General features: G+C 62.4%; 24 protein-coding genes. 12 read left to right on the top strand and 12 right to left on the bottom strand.

All coding sequences use genetic code 11. From position 1 onward, the window contains the following. Nucleotides 1-45: 45 nt before the first annotated feature. Nucleotides 46-489, bottom strand: a complete 444-nt coding sequence (locus Q8R81_RS16845) for a CopD family protein (protein WP_305619679.1) — start codon at nt 487-489, stop codon at nt 46-48. Between the two features lie 95 nt (nt 490-584). Beyond that, a complete protein-coding gene (gene hemE, locus Q8R81_RS16840) occupies nt 585-1640 on the bottom strand; it encodes a uroporphyrinogen decarboxylase (protein ID WP_305619678.1) in 1056 nt (351 codons plus the stop codon). 356 nt (nt 1641-1996) lie between these two features. On the opposite strand from hemE, the gene Q8R81_RS16835 reads away from it, so the two are divergent. From Q8R81_RS16835 to Q8R81_RS16790, 10 genes are all read left to right on the top strand, one after another. Next, nucleotides 1997-2839, top strand: coding sequence for a pyruvate, water dikinase regulatory protein (locus tag Q8R81_RS16835; RefSeq protein WP_305619677.1), 843 nt, complete (start codon nt 1997-1999; stop codon nt 2837-2839). Beyond that, nucleotides 2836-3423 (top strand): nucleoside triphosphate pyrophosphatase, encoded by a 588-nt coding sequence (locus Q8R81_RS16830; protein ID WP_305619676.1) that lies wholly within the window; start codon nt 2836-2838, stop codon nt 3421-3423. The genes Q8R81_RS16835 and Q8R81_RS16830 overlap by 4 nt, the downstream gene beginning before the upstream one ends. Beyond that, on the top strand, nt 3420-4277 hold the full coding sequence (gene aroE / locus Q8R81_RS16825; RefSeq protein WP_305619675.1) for a shikimate dehydrogenase: 858 nt from the start codon (nt 3420-3422) through the stop codon (nt 4275-4277). Before Q8R81_RS16830 ends, aroE begins: the two co-directional genes overlap by 4 nt. Beyond that, the gene (coaE, locus tag Q8R81_RS16820; RefSeq protein ID WP_305619674.1) at nt 4274-4885 is read left to right on the top strand and encodes a dephospho-CoA kinase; all 612 of its coding nucleotides are present in this window, start codon (nt 4274-4276) and stop codon (nt 4883-4885) included. The genes aroE and coaE overlap by 4 nt, the downstream gene beginning before the upstream one ends. A gap of 42 nt (nt 4886-4927) precedes the next feature. Next, nucleotides 4928-5629, top strand: a complete 702-nt coding sequence (dnaQ, locus tag Q8R81_RS16815) for a DNA polymerase III subunit epsilon (protein ID WP_305619673.1) — start codon at nt 4928-4930, stop codon at nt 5627-5629. Nucleotides 5630-5689: 60 nt separating this feature from the next. Then, complete coding sequence (hpf, locus tag Q8R81_RS16810; RefSeq protein ID WP_305619672.1) at nt 5690-6274, top strand: ribosome hibernation-promoting factor, HPF/YfiA family; 585 nt, start codon at nt 5690-5692, stop codon at nt 6272-6274. Between the two features lie 156 nt (nt 6275-6430). Next, nucleotides 6431-6892, top strand: a complete 462-nt coding sequence (locus tag Q8R81_RS16805; RefSeq protein WP_305619671.1) for a PTS sugar transporter subunit IIA — start codon at nt 6431-6433, stop codon at nt 6890-6892. After that, nucleotides 6882-7391: a PaaI family thioesterase gene (locus Q8R81_RS16800; protein ID WP_305619670.1), complete on the top strand. Its 510-nt coding sequence runs from the start codon at nt 6882-6884 to the stop codon at nt 7389-7391. Before Q8R81_RS16805 ends, Q8R81_RS16800 begins: the two co-directional genes overlap by 11 nt. Further along, nucleotides 7392-7733 (top strand): DUF1491 family protein, encoded by a 342-nt coding sequence (locus Q8R81_RS16795; protein ID WP_305619669.1) that lies wholly within the window; start codon nt 7392-7394, stop codon nt 7731-7733. A 212-nt stretch (nt 7734-7945) separates the two neighbouring features. Further along, nucleotides 7946-8563, top strand: a complete 618-nt coding sequence (locus Q8R81_RS16790; protein ID WP_305619668.1) for a cell wall hydrolase — start codon at nt 7946-7948, stop codon at nt 8561-8563. A gap of 77 nt (nt 8564-8640) precedes the next feature. Here the strand turns inward: Q8R81_RS16790 and purH are convergent, their stop codons facing one another. From purH to rpe, 3 genes are read right to left on the bottom strand one after another with little or no spacing between them, the layout of a single operon-like run. Beyond that, the gene (purH, locus tag Q8R81_RS16785; protein ID WP_305619667.1) at nt 8641-10230 is read right to left on the bottom strand and encodes a bifunctional phosphoribosylaminoimidazolecarboxamide formyltransferase/IMP cyclohydrolase; all 1590 of its coding nucleotides are present in this window, start codon (nt 10228-10230) and stop codon (nt 8641-8643) included. Nucleotides 10231-10245: 15 nt separating this feature from the next. After that, on the bottom strand, nt 10246-12162 hold the full coding sequence (locus Q8R81_RS16780) for a heparinase II/III family protein (RefSeq protein ID WP_305619666.1): 1917 nt from the start codon (nt 12160-12162) through the stop codon (nt 10246-10248). Between the two features lies 1 nt (nt 12163). Further along, entirely contained in the window at nt 12164-12823 is a 660-nt protein-coding gene (rpe, locus tag Q8R81_RS16775) for a ribulose-phosphate 3-epimerase (protein ID WP_305619665.1), read from the bottom strand. A 360-nt stretch (nt 12824-13183) separates the two neighbouring features. Here rpe and Q8R81_RS16770 point away from each other — a divergent pair, with 360 nt between their 5' ends. After that, a complete protein-coding gene (locus tag Q8R81_RS16770; RefSeq protein ID WP_305619664.1) occupies nt 13184-13678 on the top strand; it encodes a DUF2141 domain-containing protein in 495 nt (164 codons plus the stop codon). Nucleotides 13679-13681: 3 nt separating this feature from the next. Here the strand turns inward: Q8R81_RS16770 and Q8R81_RS16765 are convergent, their stop codons facing one another. The 5 genes from Q8R81_RS16765 to Q8R81_RS16745 form a co-directional block, all read right to left on the bottom strand. Beyond that, nucleotides 13682-14443, bottom strand: coding sequence for an NTP transferase domain-containing protein (locus Q8R81_RS16765; RefSeq protein ID WP_305619663.1), 762 nt, complete (start codon nt 14441-14443; stop codon nt 13682-13684). A 94-nt stretch (nt 14444-14537) separates the two neighbouring features. After that, nucleotides 14538-15638, bottom strand: coding sequence for an inositol-3-phosphate synthase (locus Q8R81_RS16760; protein WP_305619662.1), 1101 nt, complete (start codon nt 15636-15638; stop codon nt 14538-14540). Nucleotides 15639-15922: 284 nt separating this feature from the next. Continuing rightward, nucleotides 15923-16633, bottom strand: coding sequence for an HAD family hydrolase (locus Q8R81_RS16755; protein WP_305619661.1), 711 nt, complete (start codon nt 16631-16633; stop codon nt 15923-15925). Then, nucleotides 16630-17340, bottom strand: coding sequence for an NTP transferase domain-containing protein (locus Q8R81_RS16750; protein ID WP_305619660.1), 711 nt, complete (start codon nt 17338-17340; stop codon nt 16630-16632). The genes Q8R81_RS16755 and Q8R81_RS16750 overlap by 4 nt, the downstream gene beginning before the upstream one ends. A 119-nt stretch (nt 17341-17459) precedes the next feature. Beyond that, nucleotides 17460-18557, bottom strand: coding sequence for a CDP-alcohol phosphatidyltransferase family protein (locus Q8R81_RS16745; RefSeq protein ID WP_305619659.1), 1098 nt, complete (start codon nt 18555-18557; stop codon nt 17460-17462). A gap of 98 nt (nt 18558-18655) precedes the next feature. Here Q8R81_RS16745 and Q8R81_RS16740 point away from each other — a divergent pair, with 98 nt between their 5' ends. Then, complete coding sequence (locus Q8R81_RS16740) at nt 18656-19624, top strand: CDP-alcohol phosphatidyltransferase family protein (protein ID WP_305619658.1); 969 nt, start codon at nt 18656-18658, stop codon at nt 19622-19624. Here Q8R81_RS16740 and Q8R81_RS16735 read toward each other — a convergent pair. After that, a complete protein-coding gene (locus Q8R81_RS16735; protein ID WP_305619657.1) occupies nt 19617-21101 on the bottom strand; it encodes a lipopolysaccharide biosynthesis protein in 1485 nt (494 codons plus the stop codon). The two genes, Q8R81_RS16740 and Q8R81_RS16735, sit on opposite strands and share 8 nt — an antisense overlap. Nucleotides 21102-21142: 41 nt before the next feature. Further along, nucleotides 21143-22441: an MFS transporter gene (locus tag Q8R81_RS16730; RefSeq protein WP_371135393.1), complete on the bottom strand. Its 1299-nt coding sequence runs from the start codon at nt 22439-22441 to the stop codon at nt 21143-21145. Nucleotides 22442-22484 lie beyond the last annotated feature (43 nt).

Genomic DNA, 22484 nt, shown 5'->3' with positions numbered 1-22484 from the left:
TCCGGGCATGCGGATTTCGCACCCAAGGCGCGCAGGCCGCAGAATTCAGAACGGCTTCACGATCACCGCGATCACGATGACAGCCGCCGCCACGCCGGGGATCTCGTTGAGCATCCGCAACTTCTTGCCGGAGAGTTTGCGGACACCTGCAGCAAGGCCCTGGGCATAGCTCGCCAGCCAGAAATGGTAGGCCGTGAGTACCAGAACGAAAGCGAGCTTGAGGTGGAACCAGGCTTGCTGGAATGCCCCGATCTCAACCGCCAGCACAAGGCCGAAACCCCAGACAATGACCAGCGCGGGCCACATGATGATCTTCATCAGCTTGGCCTCACGGTCCACCCACACGGCGTTTTCGGGCGAGCCTTCAGGCGCTTCCTGATGATAGACGAAGAAGCGCGGCAGCATGAACAGGCCCGCCATCCAGAAGATCACGAAGATGACATGGCCGGCTTTCAGCCAGAGATAGAGCATCGCCAATACCTGCTGCATGTTTTGCGCTCTCGCCTGCCGTCTGCGCCCCTGTGGGGGCTATTTCGGGCCGCAGACGCTTGATTGCAAGACGTTCGTAAGGGGTGAGGTGAGGATCAGTGTGACCAACCTCGCACGATCTTCAACAGTGCCTCGACGTTTTCAATAGGCGTGAATTGCCCGATGCCGTGGCCAAGGTTGAACACGTGCGGGCGGTCGGCGAAGGCTTCGAGCACGCGGATCGTCTGCTTTTCCAGATCCGGCCCGCCTGATAGCAGCAGCAGCGGATCGAGATTGCCCTGCACTGGCATGCCAGCGGGCAGTTCGCGCGCAGCCCAGAGCGGGTCGATGGTTTCGTCCACACCCACTGCGTTCACGCCGGTTTCGCGGGCATAGGCGGCCAGCTTTTCACCCGCGCCCTTGGGGAAGCCGATGACTGGAACGTGTGGATAGCGACGCTGCATTTCGGCGGCGATCTTTGCATTGGGGGCAATGACCCAGCGTTCGAATTGCGCAGGCGACAGGCTGCCTGCCCATGAATCGAACAGCTGCAAGCCTTGCGCACCGGCATCGACCTGGCCGGAGAGATATTCGATGGTCACATCGGCGATGGCATCGATGATCGCCTGAAACGCGGACGGATCACGATAGGCAAGGGCACGCGTGTCGTGATGGTCGCGGCTGCCTTCGCCTGCGACCATGTAGGTGGCGACGGTCCACGGGCTGCCCGCAAAGCCGAGCAGCGTCGTCTCAGGCGATATCTGCGCCTTCACCTTGGCCACCGTCTCATAGATCGGGGCAAGGCGCTCAGGCACGGCTGTGAGGCTTTCCAGCGTGGCATCGAGCAGGCGTGGCGAGAGGTGCGGGCCTTCACCGGCGAGGAACTGGAGGTTCTGGCCCATCGCGTAAGGCACGATCAGGATGTCGGAAAACAGGATCGCGCCATCGAAGCCGAAGCGGCGGATCGGCTGCACGGTGACCTCTGCCGCAGCATCGGTATCATAGACCAGCGCAAGGAAGCCGCCCCTTTCGGCGCGCAATTCGCGGTATTCGGGCAGATAGCGCCCCGCCTGACGCATCAGCCAGATCGGACGGCTGGGCAGATTCTCGCCGCGAAGAGTCCGTAGAAGAGGGCCTGCTTCTGGCGCGGTCTGGAGCGTCGTTTCCGGCATCGTGCTTCGTCCATTCTACTTACTATAGATTCTTAGAATCAGGTTGATGGTGTTAGTTGACCCTGTGGATACCGGGGATTGCAGCGGTCTGCCCGATTTGTGAGTCCGCTTCCACACTTTTCCCTGTCTCCGACTCTGGACAGAGTCAGGTCAAGGCGAAGTTATCATCGCTCTCCACAGGCTGGGGAAAAGACTGTCCACCTGTCCACAACCGGGTGTGGGAATGACTCGAAGGGAGGGTGAATCTGCGGGTCAAACTTGTCCCCGGAACTGTCCCGTGGTTTATCAGGCCACTGTCCACAGGTTCATCCCGACCCATCGCTCAGCCGGGAAAAACCGCACCAGAAAGCCCGTTCATGCAGCGCCTGCACCTGCACCTTCTGTCGGATTCCACCGGCGAAACGCTGGAAATGATTGCCAAGGCGGCACTGGCGCAGTTCGATGGGGCTGACGTGGTCCGCCACTTCTGGCCGATGGTGCGATCAATGCAACATCTGGACCGCATCATGGGCGAGATTGCAGCCAATCCCGGGCTGGTGCTTTACACGCTGGTCAATCCCGAAACCCGCGAGCGGCTGGAGCAGCGCTGCATGGCGCTGGGTCTGCCGAGCGTGGCGGCGCTTGATACCGTGACCGACGCCTTGCAGCAGCAACTGGGTGTGCAGGCCAAAGGCAGACCGGGCCGTCAGCACATGATGGACGAGGCCTACTTCGCGCGTGTCGATGCGATCCAGTTCACGATTGCCCATGATGACGGCGTGAACTGGGAGAACTGGGAGGAGGCCGACATCGTGCTGGCGGGCGTTTCGCGCAGTTCGAAGACGCCGACGTCGATCTACCTCGCCAATCGCGGGTACAAGGTGGCGAATATCCCGATTGTGGTGGAAAGTCCGCCGCCGTCGATGCTGTTTTCACTGCGCCGCCCCTTGGTGGTGGGGCTGACGACCAGCCCGGAAAGGCTGATCGCGGTGCGGCGCAACCGGTTGCTGTCACTGAATCAGGCACCTGAAACCGCCTATGTCGACAACGATCAGGTCACGCGCGAAGTGCAATATGCACGGCGCATGTTTGCCGATAACGGCTGGGCCGTGATCGATGTTTCGCGCCGCTCTATCGAAGAGACAGCTGCGGCGGTGATCAACCTGTACAATGAACGTGCGGCCGGTGGCGGCGGTGGCGATGGAGTGAAGCCGATATGACCTTGATCCTTGCGAGCCAGAGCGCGTCGCGCAAGGCGATGCTTCAGGATGCAGGCGTGCCATTCGAGGCGCGCGGATCGGATGTGGACGAAGGGGCGATCAAGCGCGAGCTTATCGGCGTTCCGGGATGCCAGATCGCAGGCGTGCTGGCCGAAGCCAAGGCGGTGGGGGTTTCGTTGGCTGCGCCGGGGCGACTGGTGCTGGGCGGGGATTCGCTGGTTGAGGTGTGCGGGCGTCAGTTCGACAAGCCGGTGAGCCGTGACAATGCGGTCGAGCATCTGGAGTTCTTCTCGGGCAAGGAAATGCACCTTCATTCCGCCGCCGTGCTGATGCGTGATGGCGCGGTGGTGTGGAAAACCTGCGAGACCGCAAAACTGCAGGTTCGCACGCTTTCTCCCGGATTTATCCAGAGTTATATCGACAGGGAATGGCCTGCCGTTGCGGGCTGCGTCGGGGTGTTCCGGATCGAGGCGTTGGGCGTGCAGCTGTTCGAACAGATCGACGGCAGCCACTTCACCGTTTTGGGAATGCCGCTATTGGCGCTGCTGGGCGCATTGCGCGCGCAGGGAGAATTGCCGTCTTGAATGTGCCTTATGCCGAAGTGATCGGGGATCCGATTGCGCAATCCAAATCGCCGGTCATTCACGGGTTCTGGCTGGAGAAGCTGGGGCTGGAAGGGCGCTATGATCGTGCGCATGTGACGGCGGATGGGTTGGCGGATTATCTGGCAGCGCGACGGAGCGATCCCGCTTGGCGCGGCTGCAATGTGACGATGCCGCACAAGCAGGCGGTTATCCCCTTGCTGGGCCGGCTTGATCCGCTGGCCGAGCGGATCGGGGCGGTGAACACTATCGTGCCTGAAGATGGGGCGCTGGTCGGGTACAACACCGATGCGCCGGGGTTTCTGGAGCCATTGCGCGCAGACCTGGCGCAGACGCACTATTTCCGCATGGCCCGCGTGCTGGGCACGGGCGGCGCGGCGCGGGCGATTGTGGCGGCGCTGGCCGATGAGCACGCGGTGATCGTGCTGTCGGGGCGTGATGTGGAGAAGGCGAGAAGGCTGCTTGATGAGCTGGACCCGCAGGGTGAGCATCACGTGGCACCGCTCGATCACTTTGCCGATGCGACTGACTTCGTTTTTGACGACCGCGAGGGGTGCTTTGATCTGGTGGTCAATGCTTCATCGCTGGGGATGAGCGGGCAGCCGCCTTTGGCCTTTGATATGAGCCATGCACCACCGGGGTCGGTGTTCTATGACATCGTCACCTCGCCATTGGAGACCGAGTTTCTGAAAGCTGCGCGGGCGGCGGGGTTCCGCACGGTGGATGGGCTTTCCATGCTGATCGGGCAGGCAGATCATGCGTTCCGGCGCTTCTTTGGTGCAGTGCCGCCGCGCGGAGCGGCGGACGTGGAACTGCGTGAAAGGCTGCTGGCATGAGCAGGCCGTTCGTCATGGGGCTGACCGGTTCCATCGGCATGGGCAAATCAGCGGTGGCCCTGATGCTGCGCGAGATTGGCGTGCCGGTTTTCGATGCCGATGCAGCGGTGCATCATCTGCAAGGGCCGCGCGGCGCGTTGGTGCCGGCGATCGAGGCGGCGTTTCCGGGCACGACCGGGCCGGAAGGCGTGAAGCGGCAGGAACTGGGCGCTAAGGTTTTTGGCGATGCAGCCGCGCTCAAGCGGCTTGAGGCCATCGTCCACCCGGCGGTCGCGCGGATGCGCGAGGCGTTCATGATCGAGCATATCGGCGAGCCGCTGATCGTGTTCGACATTCCGCTGTTGTTTGAAAAGGGGCATGGCAAGGATCTTGATGCGGTCATGGTCGTGTCGGCCCCTGCCGAAGTGCAGCGCAAGCGCGTGCTGGCGCGGCCCGGGATGACGGCGGAAAAGTTCGCGCACATCCTTTCATTGCAAGTGCCCGATGCCGAAAAACGCGCGCGGGCGGACCATGTGATCGATACCGGTGTGACACTGGCCGAGACTGAGGCACAAGTCGCCGCACTGGTTGCAGCCATCCGGGAAAAAAACCCCCGCAAGTTGCCCTAGCGCCCCTTGCCAGCCCCCCATTGCGGGTCCACATATCCTTCAATGCGTGAGATCGTTTTCGATACAGAGACGACCGGGCTGGACCCCAGAAGCGGGGATCGGCTGGTGGAGATTGGTTGCATCGAAATGGTCAACCGGGTGCCCACGGGTTCGGTTTTCCATTGTTACTTCAACCCTGAGCGTGACATGCCGGCTGAGGCTGAGGCGGTCCACGGACTGTCGATCACGTTCCTTTCCGACAAGCCGAAGTTTGCCGAAAAGACCGGCGAGTTCCTTGATTTCATCGGCGACTCACCGCTCGTCGCGCACAATGCCGGATTCGACTTCGGCTTCATGAACAACGAGCTGGAAATGTGCGGGCTGGAACCCGTCAGCCGGGACCGGATGATCGATACGGTGGCGATTGCGCGCCGCAAACATCCCGGTGCCAAGCTCAGCCTCGATGCCCTCTGCTCGCGCTACGGCATAGACCGCAGCCACCGGACAAAGCACGGGGCGCTACTGGATGCGGAACTGCTCGCGCAGCTCTATGTTGAGCTGATGGGCGGCAGGCAGATCGGCCTTGAACTTGCGGCAGACGTCGCTGCGAGGGCCGAGGCTGTAGCGATGCAGGAGACCGTGATGGTTTCAGGCAGCGTTACCCGCACTTTCCGTTCCCCGCGCCCGCATGCCGCGAGCGCGGAGGAGCTTGCCCGCCATGATGCATTCATGGCGGGATTTAGCGAGCCGATCTGGTCGCGCTGAAAGGCGCTGGCTGATCTGGGCTATCGGGGCGGCTCGCCCGAGTGACAGGAGAAGTGACTTATGGATATTCGCGTTTCGGGACATCAGGTCGATACCGGCGCTGCGTTGCAGACTCATGCCGAAGAGCGCCTTGGCGCCATCGTCGACAAGCATTTTTCCCGAGCGCTTTCCTCGCACGTCACAATGGGGAAGGCACCGCACGGCGGTTTCCGCTGTGACATCGTAACGCACGTGACGCAGGGTCTGATCCTCAAGGGCAGCGCAGTGGCGCAGGACGCACATATCGCGCTCGACCAGTCGGCCGAAAAAATCGAGAAGCAACTGCGCCGCTATCGCCGCCGGATCAAGGACCGGCATGAGGGTGCAGACCACGCACGCAAGTCCGATGAAGCAAACTTTGAAGTGCAGGACGCGGCATACACGGTGTTTGCCCACGACGAGGCGAGCGACGATGCGCCTGACGATGCACCGCTGGTCATCGCAGAAACCCGCGTCGATGTGCCGACAGCGTCGGTGTCGGACGCGGTGATGATGCTCGATTTGCGCAACACCAATGCGTTGTTGTTCAAGAATGCGGGCACCGGGCTGCACAACATGGTCTATCGCCGGGGCGATGGGTCGATCGGTTGGGTGGAACCAAAGTAAGGTCGTTGCCGTACCGGGGGATAGGACAAACCCCCGGTTCGGCGGCTTTTTTCAAAGTGTGACCAAAGGCTTTGCGCTTGCTTTGACAAACATTCGGGCGCATTGCGCGGCCCGGTTCACCGTGCATTTGCACTCTTGTGATACATGCTTACCGTTATGACGGCACTTTTTACCCTTGATCCTCAGGCCGTGCGTGTGATGCGAGCGGACACCAAGCAGCAGATTCTTGCCGATCTCGCGGCGTGCTTTGCGTCGGTCTATGCGCTTGATGCCGAAACGGTGATCGATGGGATAGAGGAGCGTGAAAAGCTGGGCAGTACCGGCTTTGGACGGGGCGTGGCCATTCCCCACGCCCGGATCGACGGGCTTGAACGTCCTGTCGCGGCGTTTTTCCGCTTGGCCCAGCCGGTTGAATTTACATCCGCCGATGGGATGCCGGTGGATTGTGTATTCGGCCTGCTCTCGCCCTCGCAGGCAGGTGCGTCGCATCTTCAGGCACTGGCTGCGATCTCGCGCCTCATGCGCGATGAACGCATGCACGAACGACTGGTCGCCGCCCCTGATGCCGAGGCACTCTACGGCCTGCTCGTCAACGTTATTGATCGCGATGCAGCCTGAAGTTGACGCTGCTGGGGGTGGCGACAGCGCCAGTCTCCATTGGCGCGCGCTTGAAGGCCTTTACGGTTCGGCTCCGATCAACCACATGTTCGAATCCCGCCTTGAAATCATTGGCGAAGGCCTCTCGCGCATCCATTTCGATGTGACCCCGGCCTGCTTCCATGCCGCCGGGGCGGCGCATGGCACGATCTATTTCAAGATGCTCGACGATGCGGCTTTCTATGCGGCCAACACCCATGTGACTGATCGCTTCCTCCTGACGACATCGTTCAACCTGCTGTTCACCAAGCCCATTCACGGCGGGCGCGTGATCGCCGAAGGTCGCTGGATTTCAGGCCGCCGCCGCGTGCTGGTAGCCGAAGCACGGCTGATTGATGAGGATGGTGAGGAAGTGGGACGAGGCACAGGCACGTTCCAGCGTTCGCGCATTCCGCTTTCCAGCCTTGATGGGTATAATGCTGGCCTGCGCGCGGTACTTGCTAGCGCGGATAGGGTCTGAGTGGACACACGGCTGCCCGCGCACCTTGAAGTGAACGGATTCGTCCGCGCCGCGCAGGCTGTTGGCGGCTTTGGCATGGTATTGCATAAGGGCGAGCGGGACGGTGGCACCATCCTGATTGTTATGGTTGAAAATCAGGGTCTTGGCGTTTTGTATGAACGTATGCCGCAGCTTGATGGAACGCGAAAGTGGAGCCAGGTAAAGGTCCAAGTATCTGACAATAAATCAGATTTTGACGACTATCTGGACCGGCGCAGCGGGCAGGATCCGGATGTGTGGATAGTTGAACTGACTGTCGCGGATCGCGAACGCTTCGTCCGGGACAACCTGACCGCCGCCTGAACGCGGGTTGACTCTCGGGAACCGCCGTTTAAAGGCGCGCTACCGATTTTTGCGCAGGCGGTGACGGGAGGCATGAGGGCCGATCGCGCTGGCACGCAGACGGGGGGCAACCGACATGGCCCTTCGATGTCGCGCCGTAACGCGGAATATTCCGCCTGACCGGCCCGATATCGCGCCATGACCGGAAGCTCACCGCCCAATGACGATGAAGCATGAGCAAGAAATTCCAATACGCAGCAACGCTAAGTCTGGCTGCGACATTTATCACTACGCTTCTCAGCACAGGCGGTTCCCAAGCTGCCGCACAGAGCCTTAACGCTCCGGTCGCCATCGCCGCGACCTTCATTTCCCAGCCCGTGGTGCAGCCGCTTGCCGATGTGCAGCAGGACGCCGAGGTAGACCGCAGCGAAGCGAACGCTTCCTCGCTTGCCGAACTGGTTGCAGAAACCGATATTCCCGCCACGCTTTCAAAAGAACTTGAGTGCCTTGCCGGCGCCGTGTTTTTTGAAGCCAAGAGCGAATCGTTGGCCGGGCAGCTTGCTGTCGGCCGTGTGATCGTGGCGCGTTCCAATTCTGGCCGCTTCCCCGCGTCGTACTGCGGCGTAGTGTTCCAGCGCTCGCAGTTCTCGTTTGTTCGGGGTGGCTCGATGCCTGCGATCAACCGTGACAGCCGCGCGTGGCAAACTGCCATGCGCATCGCGCGGATTGCTGACGAGGGCTTGTGGAAAAGCCCGGTCGAGGGCGCAATGTTCTTCCACGCCACTTATGTTTCGCCGCGTTGGGGCAAGACCCGCATGGCCAAGGTGGACGGACACGTCTTCTATCGTTGAGCGCCGTTCGGCGGTGACATGAAAAAGGGCCGGTCCCCGCGTGGGGCCGGCCCTTTTCGTTTGCGCTGGTTGTCCCCTCAGTGGCGGAAGTGGCGCATGCCGGTGAACACCATTGCAAGCCCCGCTTCATCGGCAGCCTTGATCACGTCTTCGTCACGGATCGATCCGCCGGGCTGGATGACGCAGGTTGCGCCCGCTTCGACTGCGGCCATAAGGCCATCGGCGAACGGGAAGAATGCATCCGAGGCGACAGCCGACCCGACCGTGCGCGAATGGAGCCAGCCAAACTTTTCGGCGGCTTCGGCAGCTTTCATCGCGGCAATACGGCTGGAATCACGACGGTTCATTTGGCCTGCGCCGATGCCTGCAGTGATTCCGTCCTTGGCATAGACGATGGCGTTGGACTTCACATGGCGCGCCACGGTCCAGGCAAAGAGGCAGTCCTTGAGTTCCTGCTCGGTCGGCTGGCGCTTTGTCACGACCTTGAGGTCATCAAGTGAGACCACGCCGTTGTCGCGGCTCTGAACCAGCAACCCGCCGGTGATAGGCTTGACCATCAGCCCGCCACGGCGCGGATCAGGCAGATCGCCCGTCAGCAGCAGGCGCAGGTTTTTCTTGCGGGCGAAGGCTTCCTTGGCCGCATCGTCGGCCGCAGGTGCGATCACCACTTCGGTGAAGATCTCGCAGATCGCGTTGGCCGTAGGGCCATCCAGCGGCACGTTGGTGGCGACGATGCCCCCGAAAGCCGAAACATCGTCGCAAGCGAGCGCACCGTGCCACGCTTCGAGCAGGTTGGATGCCTGCGCCACGCCGCAAGGGTTGGCGTGCTTGACGATGATCACGGCTGGTTCCTGCCCGCGAAATTCGGCAGCGAGTTCAAAAGCAGCGTCGGCATCGTTGTAGTTGTTGTAGGACAGTTCCTTGCCCTGCACCTGTTCTGCCTGGGCGATGCCCGTGGCGAAGGGGCCGCGGGGCACGTAGAGCGCAGCCTTCTGGTGCGGATTCTCGCCATAGCGCAGCTCCTCGACGCGCTTGCCGATCACGGCCAGTGTTTCGGGGAACATCTGCTGCTGATCGGCAAAGGCGAACCACTGGCTGATCATGCTGTCATACGTGGCGGTGGCGGCAAATGCCCGCGCGGCCATCAGACGGCGGAAGGCAAGGCTGGTTGCGCCGTTGCTGGTTTCCAGTTCCGCCAGCAGGCCAGCGTAGTCCGCCGGATCTGTGAGGATCGTGACGTAATCGTGGTTCTTGGCAGCAGAGCGCACCATCGAAGGGCCGCCGATGTCGATGTTCTCGATCACTTCGTCACGCGCAGCGCCCTTGGCGACGGTCGCTTCGAAGGGGTAAAGATTGACCACGACGAGATCGATTGCGCCGATGTTGTGTTCGGCCATCGCAGCGGCATGTTCGGGATTGTCGCGCACGGCCAGCAGTCCGCCGTGGATCGTGGGGTGCAGCGTCTTAACGCGGCCATCCATCATTTCGGGAAAGCCGGTGTGCTCCGACACGTCCTTCACCGTCAGGCCTGCATCGCGCAGTGCCTTGGCGGTGCCGCCGGTCGAGAGCAGTTCAACGCCGCGCGCGGCCAAGGCCTTGCCCAGATCGACAAGGCCGGATTTGTCGGACACCGAAAGCAGCGCCCGCTTGATCGTAACTTCGCTCACGTGGAAATTCCTGTTCTATCGCATCTTCTTGAGCAGCCAGGAGAAGCTCTCTCCGCTGCGGGGAACTTTGGCGGTGACGACCAGCTGGCGGGTGCCGATGGGCCGTCCCTGACCGTCTGCCCAGAGGCTTTCCTCAACCGAGACGGGATCGCGGCCCGACCGGAACTGCCACAGGCTGCCATCGGGCAGGGCAAGCGAAATGCCTTTCCCATCCGTGCTGGCGGCGAGTTCGATATGCGGGCCGAGATGGAAGCGCAAGGCAACACCGATGGTGCCGCGCTTACCCTTGCGCCCGGATGGCAGGAGCAGGTCTTCGCCGCGCAGCTCTGTCCCGTCATCGCGCAGGATCAGGATGCGCCGGTGGATGAGGCCATAGCGGCTGACATAGCCGTTGTGGCTGGCCTCGATCCGCGTGGCACCGCCACCTGCGCCGGTGGGGCCGCTGGCGTCTGCTGAAAGCGTGCGGCGGTCCACCTCCACCTCGGACACACCCGATCCAATGCGACCGTTGATGAGCACGGCCGTGGAGTTGAAATCGTCGATTGTCAGCGTGGAGTGCGCGGCAGTGGCGCGCAGGCCTTGTTCAAGCCGCAGCGGGATCAGGCCCCCTGCGAAGGCAGCGCCGCCACAGTTGACGATCAGGCGGTCCATACCGTGGCTGAATTCGAACGCCAGCGTAGAGGCGCAACCATCGCGCGCATGGCGGGCGACTGGCGGCGGCCCGGCATCGAACTGCAGCACTGTTTTGCCTGCCGTGGCGCGCTGGTATCCCCACTGCCGCGCATCGCGCAGCGGGCGAGTGCGGACGCCGCTGGCCTTGATCAGTGTGTCGATGGCATCGGCAGAAATCGCGCCGGAGCCTTGCCAGTTGCCGAGGCCACCATCGCCGTGCAGCAACGCCAGCAGCGGCGGCACCAGCAGGGTCAGCATGGTCTGGATCTGGGGCAGCGGATCTTCGCGCACCGCTTCGTAGCAGGCGCGCAGGGCGATCAGCAGTTCGATGGCCTCGATCTGGCAGATCGGGCTGCGCGAAAGCACGCCGCCATCGTCGCTGACAAGTTCGCCCAGTGCCTTCACCAGCCCCGCTTCGGCATAGAGGCGGCGCGGCTTGGAATCGGCCATGATCAGGCCCGTGGCAACAAGGCCGCACCAACCTGCCACTTCGCTCAGCCGATTGTCAGCCCCGGTAACGCGTCGGTCGAGCCAGCGCGCGGTGTCCTCAATGGTGCCAAGGACTTTGGCGCGGAAGGCGCGGTCCTGCCCTGAGAGGACCAGCGGGGCGTGGACCATCCAGTTGAGCAGGCGGTGGCCGACATTGCCTATGTCCCACGCGGGTGTGGGATCGGGTTTGGGATTGGCGGTGATCCAGGCTGTAAGGACACGTTCGGCCACTTGTGCGCACTGCGCGCGGGTGCCCCCGGATTCCAGATCGCGCAGCCAGCGAAAGCCGTGGATCATGCGTTCGAACGGCGGAGGCAGGCGCGGGCCGGAAAAGGCCGTGTCTGCAATGGCAGACTTGAAGCCGTGGATCAGGAAGTGTCCGGCGCGCAGGGCCTTTCCGGCAGCGGCATCGCCGGGTAGTGGCGGCTGGACCGTGGCGGTCAACCGCGTCTTTGCCCGCTTGCGGAAAGGGTGGATCGCGCTGGCAGGCAGGCCTAGGCTATAGGCAAAGCGCACCAGCCTGTCGCCCGCGCCAACCGACGGTGGCGCAAAATCGGTGAGTGCGAGAGCGCGGCCCGGCTCGACCACACCCGGTTCAACCGCAGCCGTATCGGACGCTATCGGAGCAGCCGCATGGTCGGTGCGGGTAGGAAGCGGGCTGTCGGACGGCTCTGCCAGCGGTTCCTCCTGCGTTGCATCGAGTGGTATGGCGCGGCGGGCAATGGCGGCCGCAGGGCGGCTTCCGGTGAGGGGGAAGCCGCTGTCTACCATATCAGCCCAGAGCCTTCAGCGCGGCGATGTTTGCCGCATAGTGTGATGGCCCGCCCTTGAACGAGGCGGTTCCGGCAACCAGCACATCGGCCCCGGCATCCACGCAGGAGCGGATGGTGTTGGTATCGACGCCCCCATCGACTTCGAGATGGATCTGGCGGCCCGTCTTGTCGATCATCTTGCGCACTGCCTCGATCTTGCGCAGCTGGCTGGTGATGAAGCTTTGCCCGCCAAAGCCGGGGTTCACGCTCATGATCAGCACCAGGTCCACGTCGTCGATCAGGTAATCCAGCATCTTGGCCGGCGTTCCCGGATTGAGCGAGACGCCCGCCTTCTTGCCCAGGCCCTTGATCGCCTGCACCGTGCGGTGGATGTGCGGGCCGGATTCGGGGTGGACGGTGATGATATCGGCCCCGGCATCGGCAAAGGCCTGCAGATAGCCGTCAACCGGAGAGATCATCAGATGAACGTCGAAAGGCTTTGCCGTGTGCGGGCGCAGCGCCTTTACCACCATCGGGCCGATCGTGATGTTGGGCACGAAGTGGCCGTCCATCACATCGACATGAATCCAGTCGGCACCAGCTTCGTCAATTGCGCGCACTTCTTCGCCAAGGCGGGCGAAATCAGCGGAAAGTATCGAAGGGGAAATCAGCGGGGTCATTGGGCGGCATTATCCTGCATGCGGAGGCAGGGTCATTCGAACACGCACCGGCGCCGAAAATGGCCACCCCACTGTTCTGCGCTTAGCTTTGGCGAATCGGGGTAACAAGCGGTTTGCACAGGCTTATCCACACGGAATGTCCCGGAACGGAGGCGGTTTGACGCTGAACGCTGCGTTGCGGCAGGGTTCAGGGGGCGTTCACGGCGCGAATCTTACTTAACGATCCAGAAATATGCCGGTATGACGCCGGCGAAAACAGACGGAACGAAGGCGTAACAATCGCGGTTTACCGCCGCGATCAAAGGCAAAACCTGCAGCGCATCGACCAGACAGACACATCGAAATCGGGGCTTTTTGATCATGACCATGCCGAGACGTTGGTACGCCACGGCCATTGCCTTTGCTGCTGCCGTCGTTCCGCTGACTGCCATAAGCGGCGCAGCAAATGCTGCAGCACCGAAATGTGCAGGGCCTGTAAGCGACACCTGGATCAATGTAACCGTTGACGGCGTCCGCAACGGGAACGGACTGATGGCGGTTACGCTCTATGCCGATGAGCCGCGCAAGTTCCTTGCCAAGAAGGGTTCGCTCTACGTGGGCCGGGTTGATGCGAGTGCGCCGGAAACGCGCATGTGCCTCTATGTACCGAAGCCCGGTGTTTATGCGCTGGCGGTGTACCATGACGAGGATTCGAGCACGAACATCAAGCGCAGCGGTGTGCTGGGCATTCCCGAGGAAGGCTTCGGCTTTTCAAACAACCCGCCGACAATCGCGAGCATTCCCTCGTTCCGGTCGGTACGGTTGAACATCGCCAAGTCGGGCCTGTCGACCCGCATTCACCTTAAGTATCCGTAAGGTCTACTGGCCGCCGGCCGGAACGCCGATTTCTGCGAATGTCCGGGCAAGCTGCCAAGGCGCGAGTTCTTCGGCAAGGGCGTGGGCGCGTGGGTCGTCCACGTCCATCCACCATGCGTCCTCTATGTCCATTGTGGCGGCGCGCCCGGCATCGGCCAGACGCTGCATCCCGTCTGAAAGGCTGCCTGATTTCCCTTCCGCAATCGCATCGCGGATAGCCAGCGCAAGTTCGGGCGTGGCCAGAAACGCGCCGCAATCGACCGCATCGTAGGGCGCGATGGTTTTGCCGATGGCGGTGATGCGGCCGTCGTCGTCCATCTTCACCCATGTTGCATCGTCGGGATCGACCAGCGGGTTGTCGATCCGGCGATCCACCGCCAGCGTGACGCCGCGATCCGGCCTGCCTTCCAGCATCAGCCGGGCAAGAATATCGGCATCGAACATGTGGTCTGCCATCATCAGCAGGTAATTGCCGTCGCAGCGCGTGGCACCGGCCATCACAGAATGGCCATTGGGCGTGGACCAGTTGGTCAGCCGCACCGGCACAATTTCAATCCCCGCGCGCAATGACAAATCGGCAAGGAATGTTTCGAGCATGTCGGCATGATGGCCAGTGACCACCACGACGCGGGTGATTCCCGCCAGCATTGCCTGGCGCACGCCAATCTCGATCAGCGGCACCCCCGCGACCGGCGTGAGCGGCTTTGATGGCGAAAGGTCAGCCAGACGGCTGCCGAAACCTGCGGCGATGATCAGGGCATCCATGACGGCACTCCGCCTAACGACTTCGTCACCAAATGAAAAGGGCCGACCAGACATCTGTCCGGTCGGCCCCAATTTCTGCGCGAAGCGCCGATGCTTATTCGGCGGCCAGCTTTTCGACCGAGGCATATTCCTCGACCATCTGGGCGGCGACATCATCGTTGAACTGCTGCGGCGGGTGCTTGCAGAAGTAGGCCGACGGGCCGATCAGCGCACCACCTTCACCACGATCAAGCGCAACCTTGCAGCAACGGATCGCGTCCATCACGCAAGCTGCCGAGTTCGGGCTGTCTTCGACCGAAAGGCGAAGTTCGAGGTTCATGGGAACATTGCCCCACTGCTGGCCTTCCATGCGGATGAAGCACAGCTTGTTGTCCTTCTGCCAAGGAACATAGTCCGAAGGGCCAACGTGGATGTTTTCGTCGGCCAGACGCGTGGCAAGCATCGCCTGCACGGCTTCGGTCTTCGATTCCTTCTTGCTGCCCAGACGCTGACGGTCGAGCATGTTCATGAAATCGGTGTTGCCGCCGGTGTTGAGCTGATACGTGCGCTCAACATTGACGCCGCGTGCCGCAAACAGGCTGGACAGGACGCGGTGAACGATCGTCGCGCCAACCTGGGCCTTGATGTCGTCACCGACGATCGGGATGCGCTTGTCGCGGAACTTCGCTTCCCATTCAGGGGTCGAAGCGATGAATACAGGCATGCAGTTGACGACGGCAACGCCGGCTTCAAGCGCACATTCCATGTAGAATTCGGTAGCTTCCTGCGACCCGACGGGGAGGAAGTTGAGCAGCACTTCGGCGCCCGTTTCCTTCAGAGCCTTGACGATGCTTTCCTGCGTCGCTTCGGCTTCGTCAGCAACGATGAAGCCCTTTTCGCCCACCGTGGTCATGTGCGCGGCAACACCGTCAGACACGCGGCCCATGATGACCTTGGCACCAGTCATCGGCACATTGGCCTGAAACACCGTGGTGTTGTTTGGTGCTGCGAAGATGGCTTCGGCAATATCCTTGCCGACCTTGCGCGCATCGACATCGACGCCGAGCACGAAATCGACGTCACCGGCGCCATACCCGCCAATACGGTCGTGGATGAGCCCTTGCGACGAATTGTTGTTGCGATAGTAGGCTACACCCTGCACCAGCGAGCTAGCGCAGTTGCCCACGCCGATCACGGCGACCTTGATTGGCTTCATGAATAACGATCCCTATCAGACAGGCGCATTAAAGCGGCTGTAATCAAACTGCCTCAAAATACCGAAATGCCATCGAATGCAAGCCGATTCCTCAGTTGGTCATGAGGAAACGCAAGAGAGACCGGCATTGCCGATCCCGTTTTCCGCGCCCCTCATCCGCATCCTGTGCCCTGCGCAGCACTCACATGCAGGCGCGCAAGAGACAACATCTTCCGATGGGACGCGGCCCTTAACCGAAAAATGCCGCATGCGATAGTGCGTTTCCGCAAGTCATTCGCATGCTGTTACCCGTTTGCCATAACTGTGGCAAAAACGCCACCAAGCTCGGCCAGTCCGCTAAGCTCGGTAAGCGAGGTCAGGGTTTCGGTCCCCGGCACAACCTTCTCGAAATCGTCCGCACAGAACGCATCGGTCAGCAGTGCGCGAAACCGCACCCCGGCCGCTGCGGCGATTTGCGCGTCGTTCGGTGAATCTCCGGTGAACAGGAATGCAGAGCGGGAAACGCCGAAGCGCTGTTCGAGAGCCGCGAAGTGCGGCTCGCCCTTGGCAAAGCCGGGGTCGTCGTCGCGGGCGGCGCGATACCCGAATGCGCAATCGACCGGCCAGTCCTGCGCTAGCCGGTCAACATAGACTTCAAGATTGTTCGACGAGATCGCCACAAGCAAGCCCTGACGACGCCAGCCTTCAAGCAAGCCTGCAACGGTCGGTGAAATTGTGATTCCCGCAAGGTAGCCGTCCTTCCACGCTTCGAACCGTTCGGCAACAGGGTCTGTCTCGTGGCCGGGGTAGAGCTGGCGCAACTGGCGTTCGAAAGGCAGGCCAGAGGTGGCGAAGTACGAGTGGCGCGCCTGCGCAAAGGGTGTGCCGAAGGCCTCTTCCATCAGTTGTGCTGCGCGGTTGGCATAGTCTTCCATCGTCGGCACCAGCGTGCCGTCGAGATCGAACACCAGCACTTTGACGTCTGCGCCGACTGCCTCGTCCGCCTCGATTGTCATACGATCAGGCTTTCGCGCGCCACGGCAAGGTCTTCAGGCGTGTCCACCTCGAACCATTTGAGGCCCGATAGCCAGTGAATCTGTGGCGCAGCGGTGAGTGCAAGTTCGTCGAGCACCATCTCGACCGAAGCGGACGCGATGTCATGGTTGTGGTAGACGCGCTCGAAGGCCTCCCAATATGCGGCAAGGCTGCCTTGAGAAACGAAAGTCGTTCCGATGTAGGCCCCGTCGTACTTCGGCAGGGTCTTTGATATTGCGATGAGCAGTCCGTCCTTCTCGATCACCTTCATCTCATCGGGCAGGACCGGCCGTTCACGTTCGCAGGCGATGCCGATGCCGTGTTCCGAAAGGGCGAAGTGGCGGGTGTACATGTCACTTGGGAACAGGTGATCAGCGTTGGTCAGCACGAACGATTCGACGCCGATCAGTTCGCGCGCAGCGCCGAGCGAGGTTAGATTGCCTGCTTCCAGCTGGGTGTTGCGCACCGTGCGCACTGGCGCTTGTCCCCATTCGCGGGCGATGTGGTGCTCGATCAGTTCGGCGCGATAGCCGGTCACCACTACCACACGCTCTGCCACCGCGAGCAGGGCCTCTATCGCAAAATCGAGGCAGGTACGCCCTGCTACGGCCATCAGCGGCTTTGGTAGGGACTCGGTCGCATCGCCGAGCCTGCTTCCACGGCCCGCAGCCAGGATCACGCCTATCATTCGTTGCCTCGGTTCCCGGTTGCGGATCAAATCACCGTCAATTTGGGGGAACCCTTGGCATCCTGCAAGGGGGGAACAACCATGATGCCTTGCTGTTACGGCAATCTTACAGCGATGGTTTACAACTGGCGCATGTGCGGCGGCAGCAGCAGACCCTCGGTATCGGCTACGATCAGGGGCGCGCACCATGCCACTGCGCCAAGCCAGATGCACAGCCCCACCAGCAACATTCCCGGCAGCACCCAGGCGAGGCCCGACAGACAAAAGCCGCACGCCACCAGCACATAGACATCCCGCTTGAACAGGCGCTCGATTGTCAGCGTTACGGTTTGCAGCATGGGCCGCCCGTCCAGCCTTTGGGTAAGCGCGGCGCGCAGCACGTCAAAGCTTCCGCGCTTTGGGCCGATGCGCACCAGAATGCTCATCGCCACGATTCCGCAAACCAGCAGCACGACGCAGGCCAGCGCGATCCAGGCATATTGCAGACCATAAGTCCGCATCACGCCGGTCATAAGCCCGATCACGAAGCCGAGATTGGCCACGGTGTCGCACGCGGTATCGAGCAACGCGCCGCGCCGGCTCATCGCCCACGAAACGCGCGCGATATCGCCATCGACGCAATCGGTGACCGAAACGATCTGGAACAGTAATCCGCCAAGCGCGAGCCATTCAACCCCGCCCTGCCCGAGGACCACCGCCATGACCATCGCCAGCGCCAGCGTGAACCAGGTAATCGGATCCGGGCCGATGCCAAGCCTGAGCGCCAGTGCGGACATTCGGAACGAGATGGGCCGGTTGATCCAGCGCCCGACCGGGCCTTCGGTGGGTTTCAGCGTGGCGCGCAAGAGCGCCATGACAGTGGCGTGATCGCTCTCCTCGCGGATCAGGCTCGGGTCACCGCTAACAAGCACCAGCGCCGGGTCTTCAGCCAGAGCCTCAAGCGCGGTCTTGGTCGGCAGCGCGTCTGCAGGCAGCAGGGCCGTACCGGGCGGGAGTTCTGCAGGCTTGGCCACCACAGTGACTTGCGGCAGGGGGCGTATGCGCAGAGCAAAGCTCTTGTGCCAGTCCTCTGCAACAGGCTGATCGGCAATGATGAACACGTGCTGCGCGCCCACAAGGTCTGCAAGGATCACGCCGCGCGCGATCCCGGTCAGGCCGCCGATCCGGCGTCTTAGATACGAACTTGCCGGAATTGCGACGAAAAACGGAGGTATCAAGCGCCTGTGCCCTTTACTGTGCGTCGCCAGCCCTTCCCACGGGCTATAGACACGGCTACCGGTTGCGCCAAGACGGCAATCGCAAAGGGATCGCAAGGGTGAACGTGGCAAAACGGGCAGGGGCGATCGAACGTCCGAAACGCCCGCGCGAAATGCAGGATGGCCTGAATTTCCACCTCTATCATCCGCTCGCATGGCGGCTTGCGCGTGCGCTGGCACACACCCCGTTGACGCCCAACATGGTGTCGGTGTTCGGTGGCTTGCTGGTGGTTGCTGCGGGCGTCGTCTATTTCAACATGGACGCCGCAGGCGGCACGTGGGCGCTGGGCTGGCCGTGGGGCGCGATGCTGGGGCTGGTGCTGCACATGAGCTGGCACGTGGTCGATGGCGCTGACGGCGATCTGGCGCGCATTACCGGGCGGTCCAGCCCGATTGGCGAAATGGTTGATGGCATTTGCGACTACGCCAGCCACATCGTGCTCTATGTGCTGCTTGCCTTCGTGCTCACGCGGCAGATCGGTGCAGGGCCGGCCTGGGCGTGGACCGTGGCAGCGGGGCTTTCGCACATCGTGCAGTCCAACCATGTCGAAGTGCAGCGCCGGTTCTACCAGTACTGGACTTATGGCGTGCCGTGGCTGAACAATTCCAAGGACAATGGGTCCGGGCTGTTTGGTTCGGGCGGCGTGTTTGCCCGTGTGTTTGAACCGATTGCGCGCGCCTACCTTCACCTTGCCGCCGGGATGACGCCCCACGCCCGCCAGATCGACGCGGCAGTGAGCGCGGCAATGGCATCGGGCGATGATGCGCGGCTTATGGCAATCCGGGCCGAAGTGGCGCGTGAACAAAAACCGCTGCTCAGCTTCCTCAAGCTGCTCGGCCCCAATCCCCGCGCTATCGTGCTGGGGCTGGCGATGATCGCGGGCAGTCCGGTGTGGTATTTCTTCTATCAGGCGGTCGTGCTCAACGTCTTGCTGGCGATCTCGGTCCAGCTGCATAACCGCGCGGCGATGGCCACGGCATCGCGGCTGGATGGTCCGCCGCCGCCAGCATCGGCTGCGTTCAGCTGATCCTGTAACGGTTTAGCGAAAGCACGCCGGGCCGCGCCTTGCGCCACATTGCCACGAACAGCGCGTAGAGTGCGAGCGCGATGAGCGCCGGTGCAGCGTTGCGTAGGGCGGCAGGCCATGTTGTTGGCAGCACGGTTGCGCCCTGAAGGCCCATCAGTACCGCGATGCTCGCCGCCGCAATCGGTACAGAGGCATGGAGCAGGGGAGGCCTGACGCCCAGCCCAACCAGCCAGTGACGGCGCAGGCCCGCCGCAAACAGGGCCGCAACCAACATGGCAATTGTCGCGCCGACGATGCCATAGTCGGGTGTCAGCAGCGGAATGGCAAGTGCAGCAATCGCAATCAGGACGAAGTTCACTTGCAGGGCCAGCGCAGGGCGGCGGTAATAGAGAATCAGTTCCGACACGCCGAATGCGCCGTTGACCGTCTCTGCCAGCACCATCGCCAACAGTGCAGCATAGGCCCCCGGCTGGCGCACGCCGAACAGACCAAGCAGCAGGTCGCCGGTCGCCGCCATCAGCAGCACCACGCCAAGTTGTAGTGTCAGCACGACGCGGGTGGCAGCGGCGGTGGCCTCCCCTGTCACCACATCGCCATCGCTGCGCATGGTGCGGGCAGTCAGTGGGGTGAGGATGCCGTCAAAGGCCTGCCGCACTTGCAGGATGGGGGTGCGCAACTGGCGCAACACGCCGTAAACGCCCGCCGGCGCATCGCCGAGCAGGAAGCCGACGAGGTAGAGGTCGATGCGCTGCGCCAGCGTCGTCAGGAAATCGCTGCCACTGGCGGGGATTAGCGCGCGTGCCCGCCGCAACAGCGCCGCAGGGCTTGGTCGCCAGCGCCGCAGATGCAGCGAACCAAGGCAATGCCGCGCGCTCCAAACCGAAAACGCCGCCAGCGCAATTGACCCGGCCCAATAGCCGATCAGCATGCCGGTATCCTGCAAGCCGAAGTGCCATGCGGCGAGCGCTACACCGGTCAGCGCATAAGGCTCAACCAAGCCTCGCCCGATCACCTCATAACGCATCTTGTGCGTCCAGCGCGTGGCGGCAAGCGCGATGTCACCAGTGATCTGGCCAAGCACGGACGGGGCAAGCAGCACGATGGCAAGCCGCAGCGCGTCCGAAACAGCGCCCTGTGGCACCAGCAACACGCCGCCGATCATGACCAGCGAAACCAGCAGCCCCGCAACCATTGCGAGCAGCAGGGCATCGAGCAGGACGTGCGTAGCCAGTTTGCCCGTTGCGGTTTCCTCTTCCAGCCACGGGAAAATCATGCGCTTCAGGCCAAGGCTGGCGACCGGCACCGCCAGTTCCACCATCGCGCTCGCCATCGTGAACACGCCATAATTCGCTGCGCCATAGAGCCGCGCGCCGACATAGAGGAACCCGGCACGCGCCGCGAAGCGGATCACGAAGCTCAGCGCGTTGGAGCCGGCCCCGCGCGCAATGACCTTCTGGGAGCTGGATTGTTGCACCATCGCGCGCGCCGCTTGGCGCTAAACCCCGGGGTTTGCAAGCATCACACCGGGTCTTTGCGCAGTGTCAGCGCACAAAGCACTACCACCGAAATCGCCAGCGCTTCCATCACGCCCCACGCCAACCACTGCGAATGGTTATACAGCCACACACCGATGGCCGGGGCCGCAATATAGGCCGCGCCGTTGACCGACGTGACCACCCCGGCCGCCTGCCCCTGTTCGCGCGGGCTTACAGCAAGGCTTGCCCCCGATGTAAAGCCGGGGCGGAACAGTCCGAAGCCAAGCGAGGCTATGGCGAACCCAACCGCGATAGTGTGCAGATCCTCACCCACCGCGATGGGCAGGATGCCGAACGCGGCCAGCCCCATGCCCCACAGCGTGGAAGTGCGCGGCCCCATGCTCAGCATCGGGATCAGCCCCCATTGCGCCAGCAGCGTCGCCGCAGCGCCCGCCATCAGCACCAGCCCGACCGGCCCAGCCGCCGCATCGGGATCACCGCGCAGGCCCAGACGGTCCAGCAGCAGAAAGCCGATCACGCCCAGCACCATTGCTTGCGAGTGCCCACCGATCAGCCCCGCCATCAGCCACGGACGCAGGCGGCGATCCGACCAGCGCAGGCGGTCGGCCCCGGTATGTTGCGGTTCGGCTGCGGGCAGTTCGCCGGGGGAGCCATCCGGATGTCCGTTCTCTTCGTTTTCCGGCATGCGCGGATTGGACGATGCGCTGAACGGGGCTGCCATAACTTCGCCCCGCGCGGCAAAGCGTGGGTCGTCATCGGGCAGGCGCGTGCGTAGCAGCACCAGTACGATCACACCCATCACTGCAAAGATGGCGAACGGTCCTACCAGCCCCAAGCCCGGCAGGATCATCAGCGGTGCCAGCGCGGGACCAAGCACTGTACCAAGGCCAAAGCTGGAGGCGACGAGCGACAGCGCCCTTGTGCGATCCGCGCGTCCTGTGCGGCTTGCAACATAGGCCTGAACCGCAGGTGGCGCTGCCGAACCAAGCAGCCCGTAGAATGATCTTGCCAGGGCAAACAGGCTCATCGTCATCACTGCGCTGAACCAGCCATTGAGACCGAAATGGAGAATTAACCCGCATAATGTGAACGAGAGGATGAAGCCGATCACCCCCAGCGCCATCATCGCCTTGCGCCCCCGCCGGTCGGATCGCCGTGCCCAGAACGGGGCCAGCAGCATCCACAGCAGTGCCGACCATGAATAGGCAAGGCTTACCCAAACGTCTGCAATACCAAGCCGCGTGCCGATAGAAGGCATGACAGATTGCATCGCCGTGTTGCCTGCCGCTGTTACCAGCATGACTGCAAAAAGCAGCGCCATGCGCTCCTTCGGCAGACGTATTGGGCCTTCGTTCATGTCCGGT

The organism is Novosphingobium sp., from assembly GCF_030696665.1.
Lineage (GTDB): Bacteria > Pseudomonadota > Alphaproteobacteria > Sphingomonadales > Sphingomonadaceae > Novosphingobium.
This window is presented reverse-complemented; position numbering and strand designations above follow the sequence as displayed.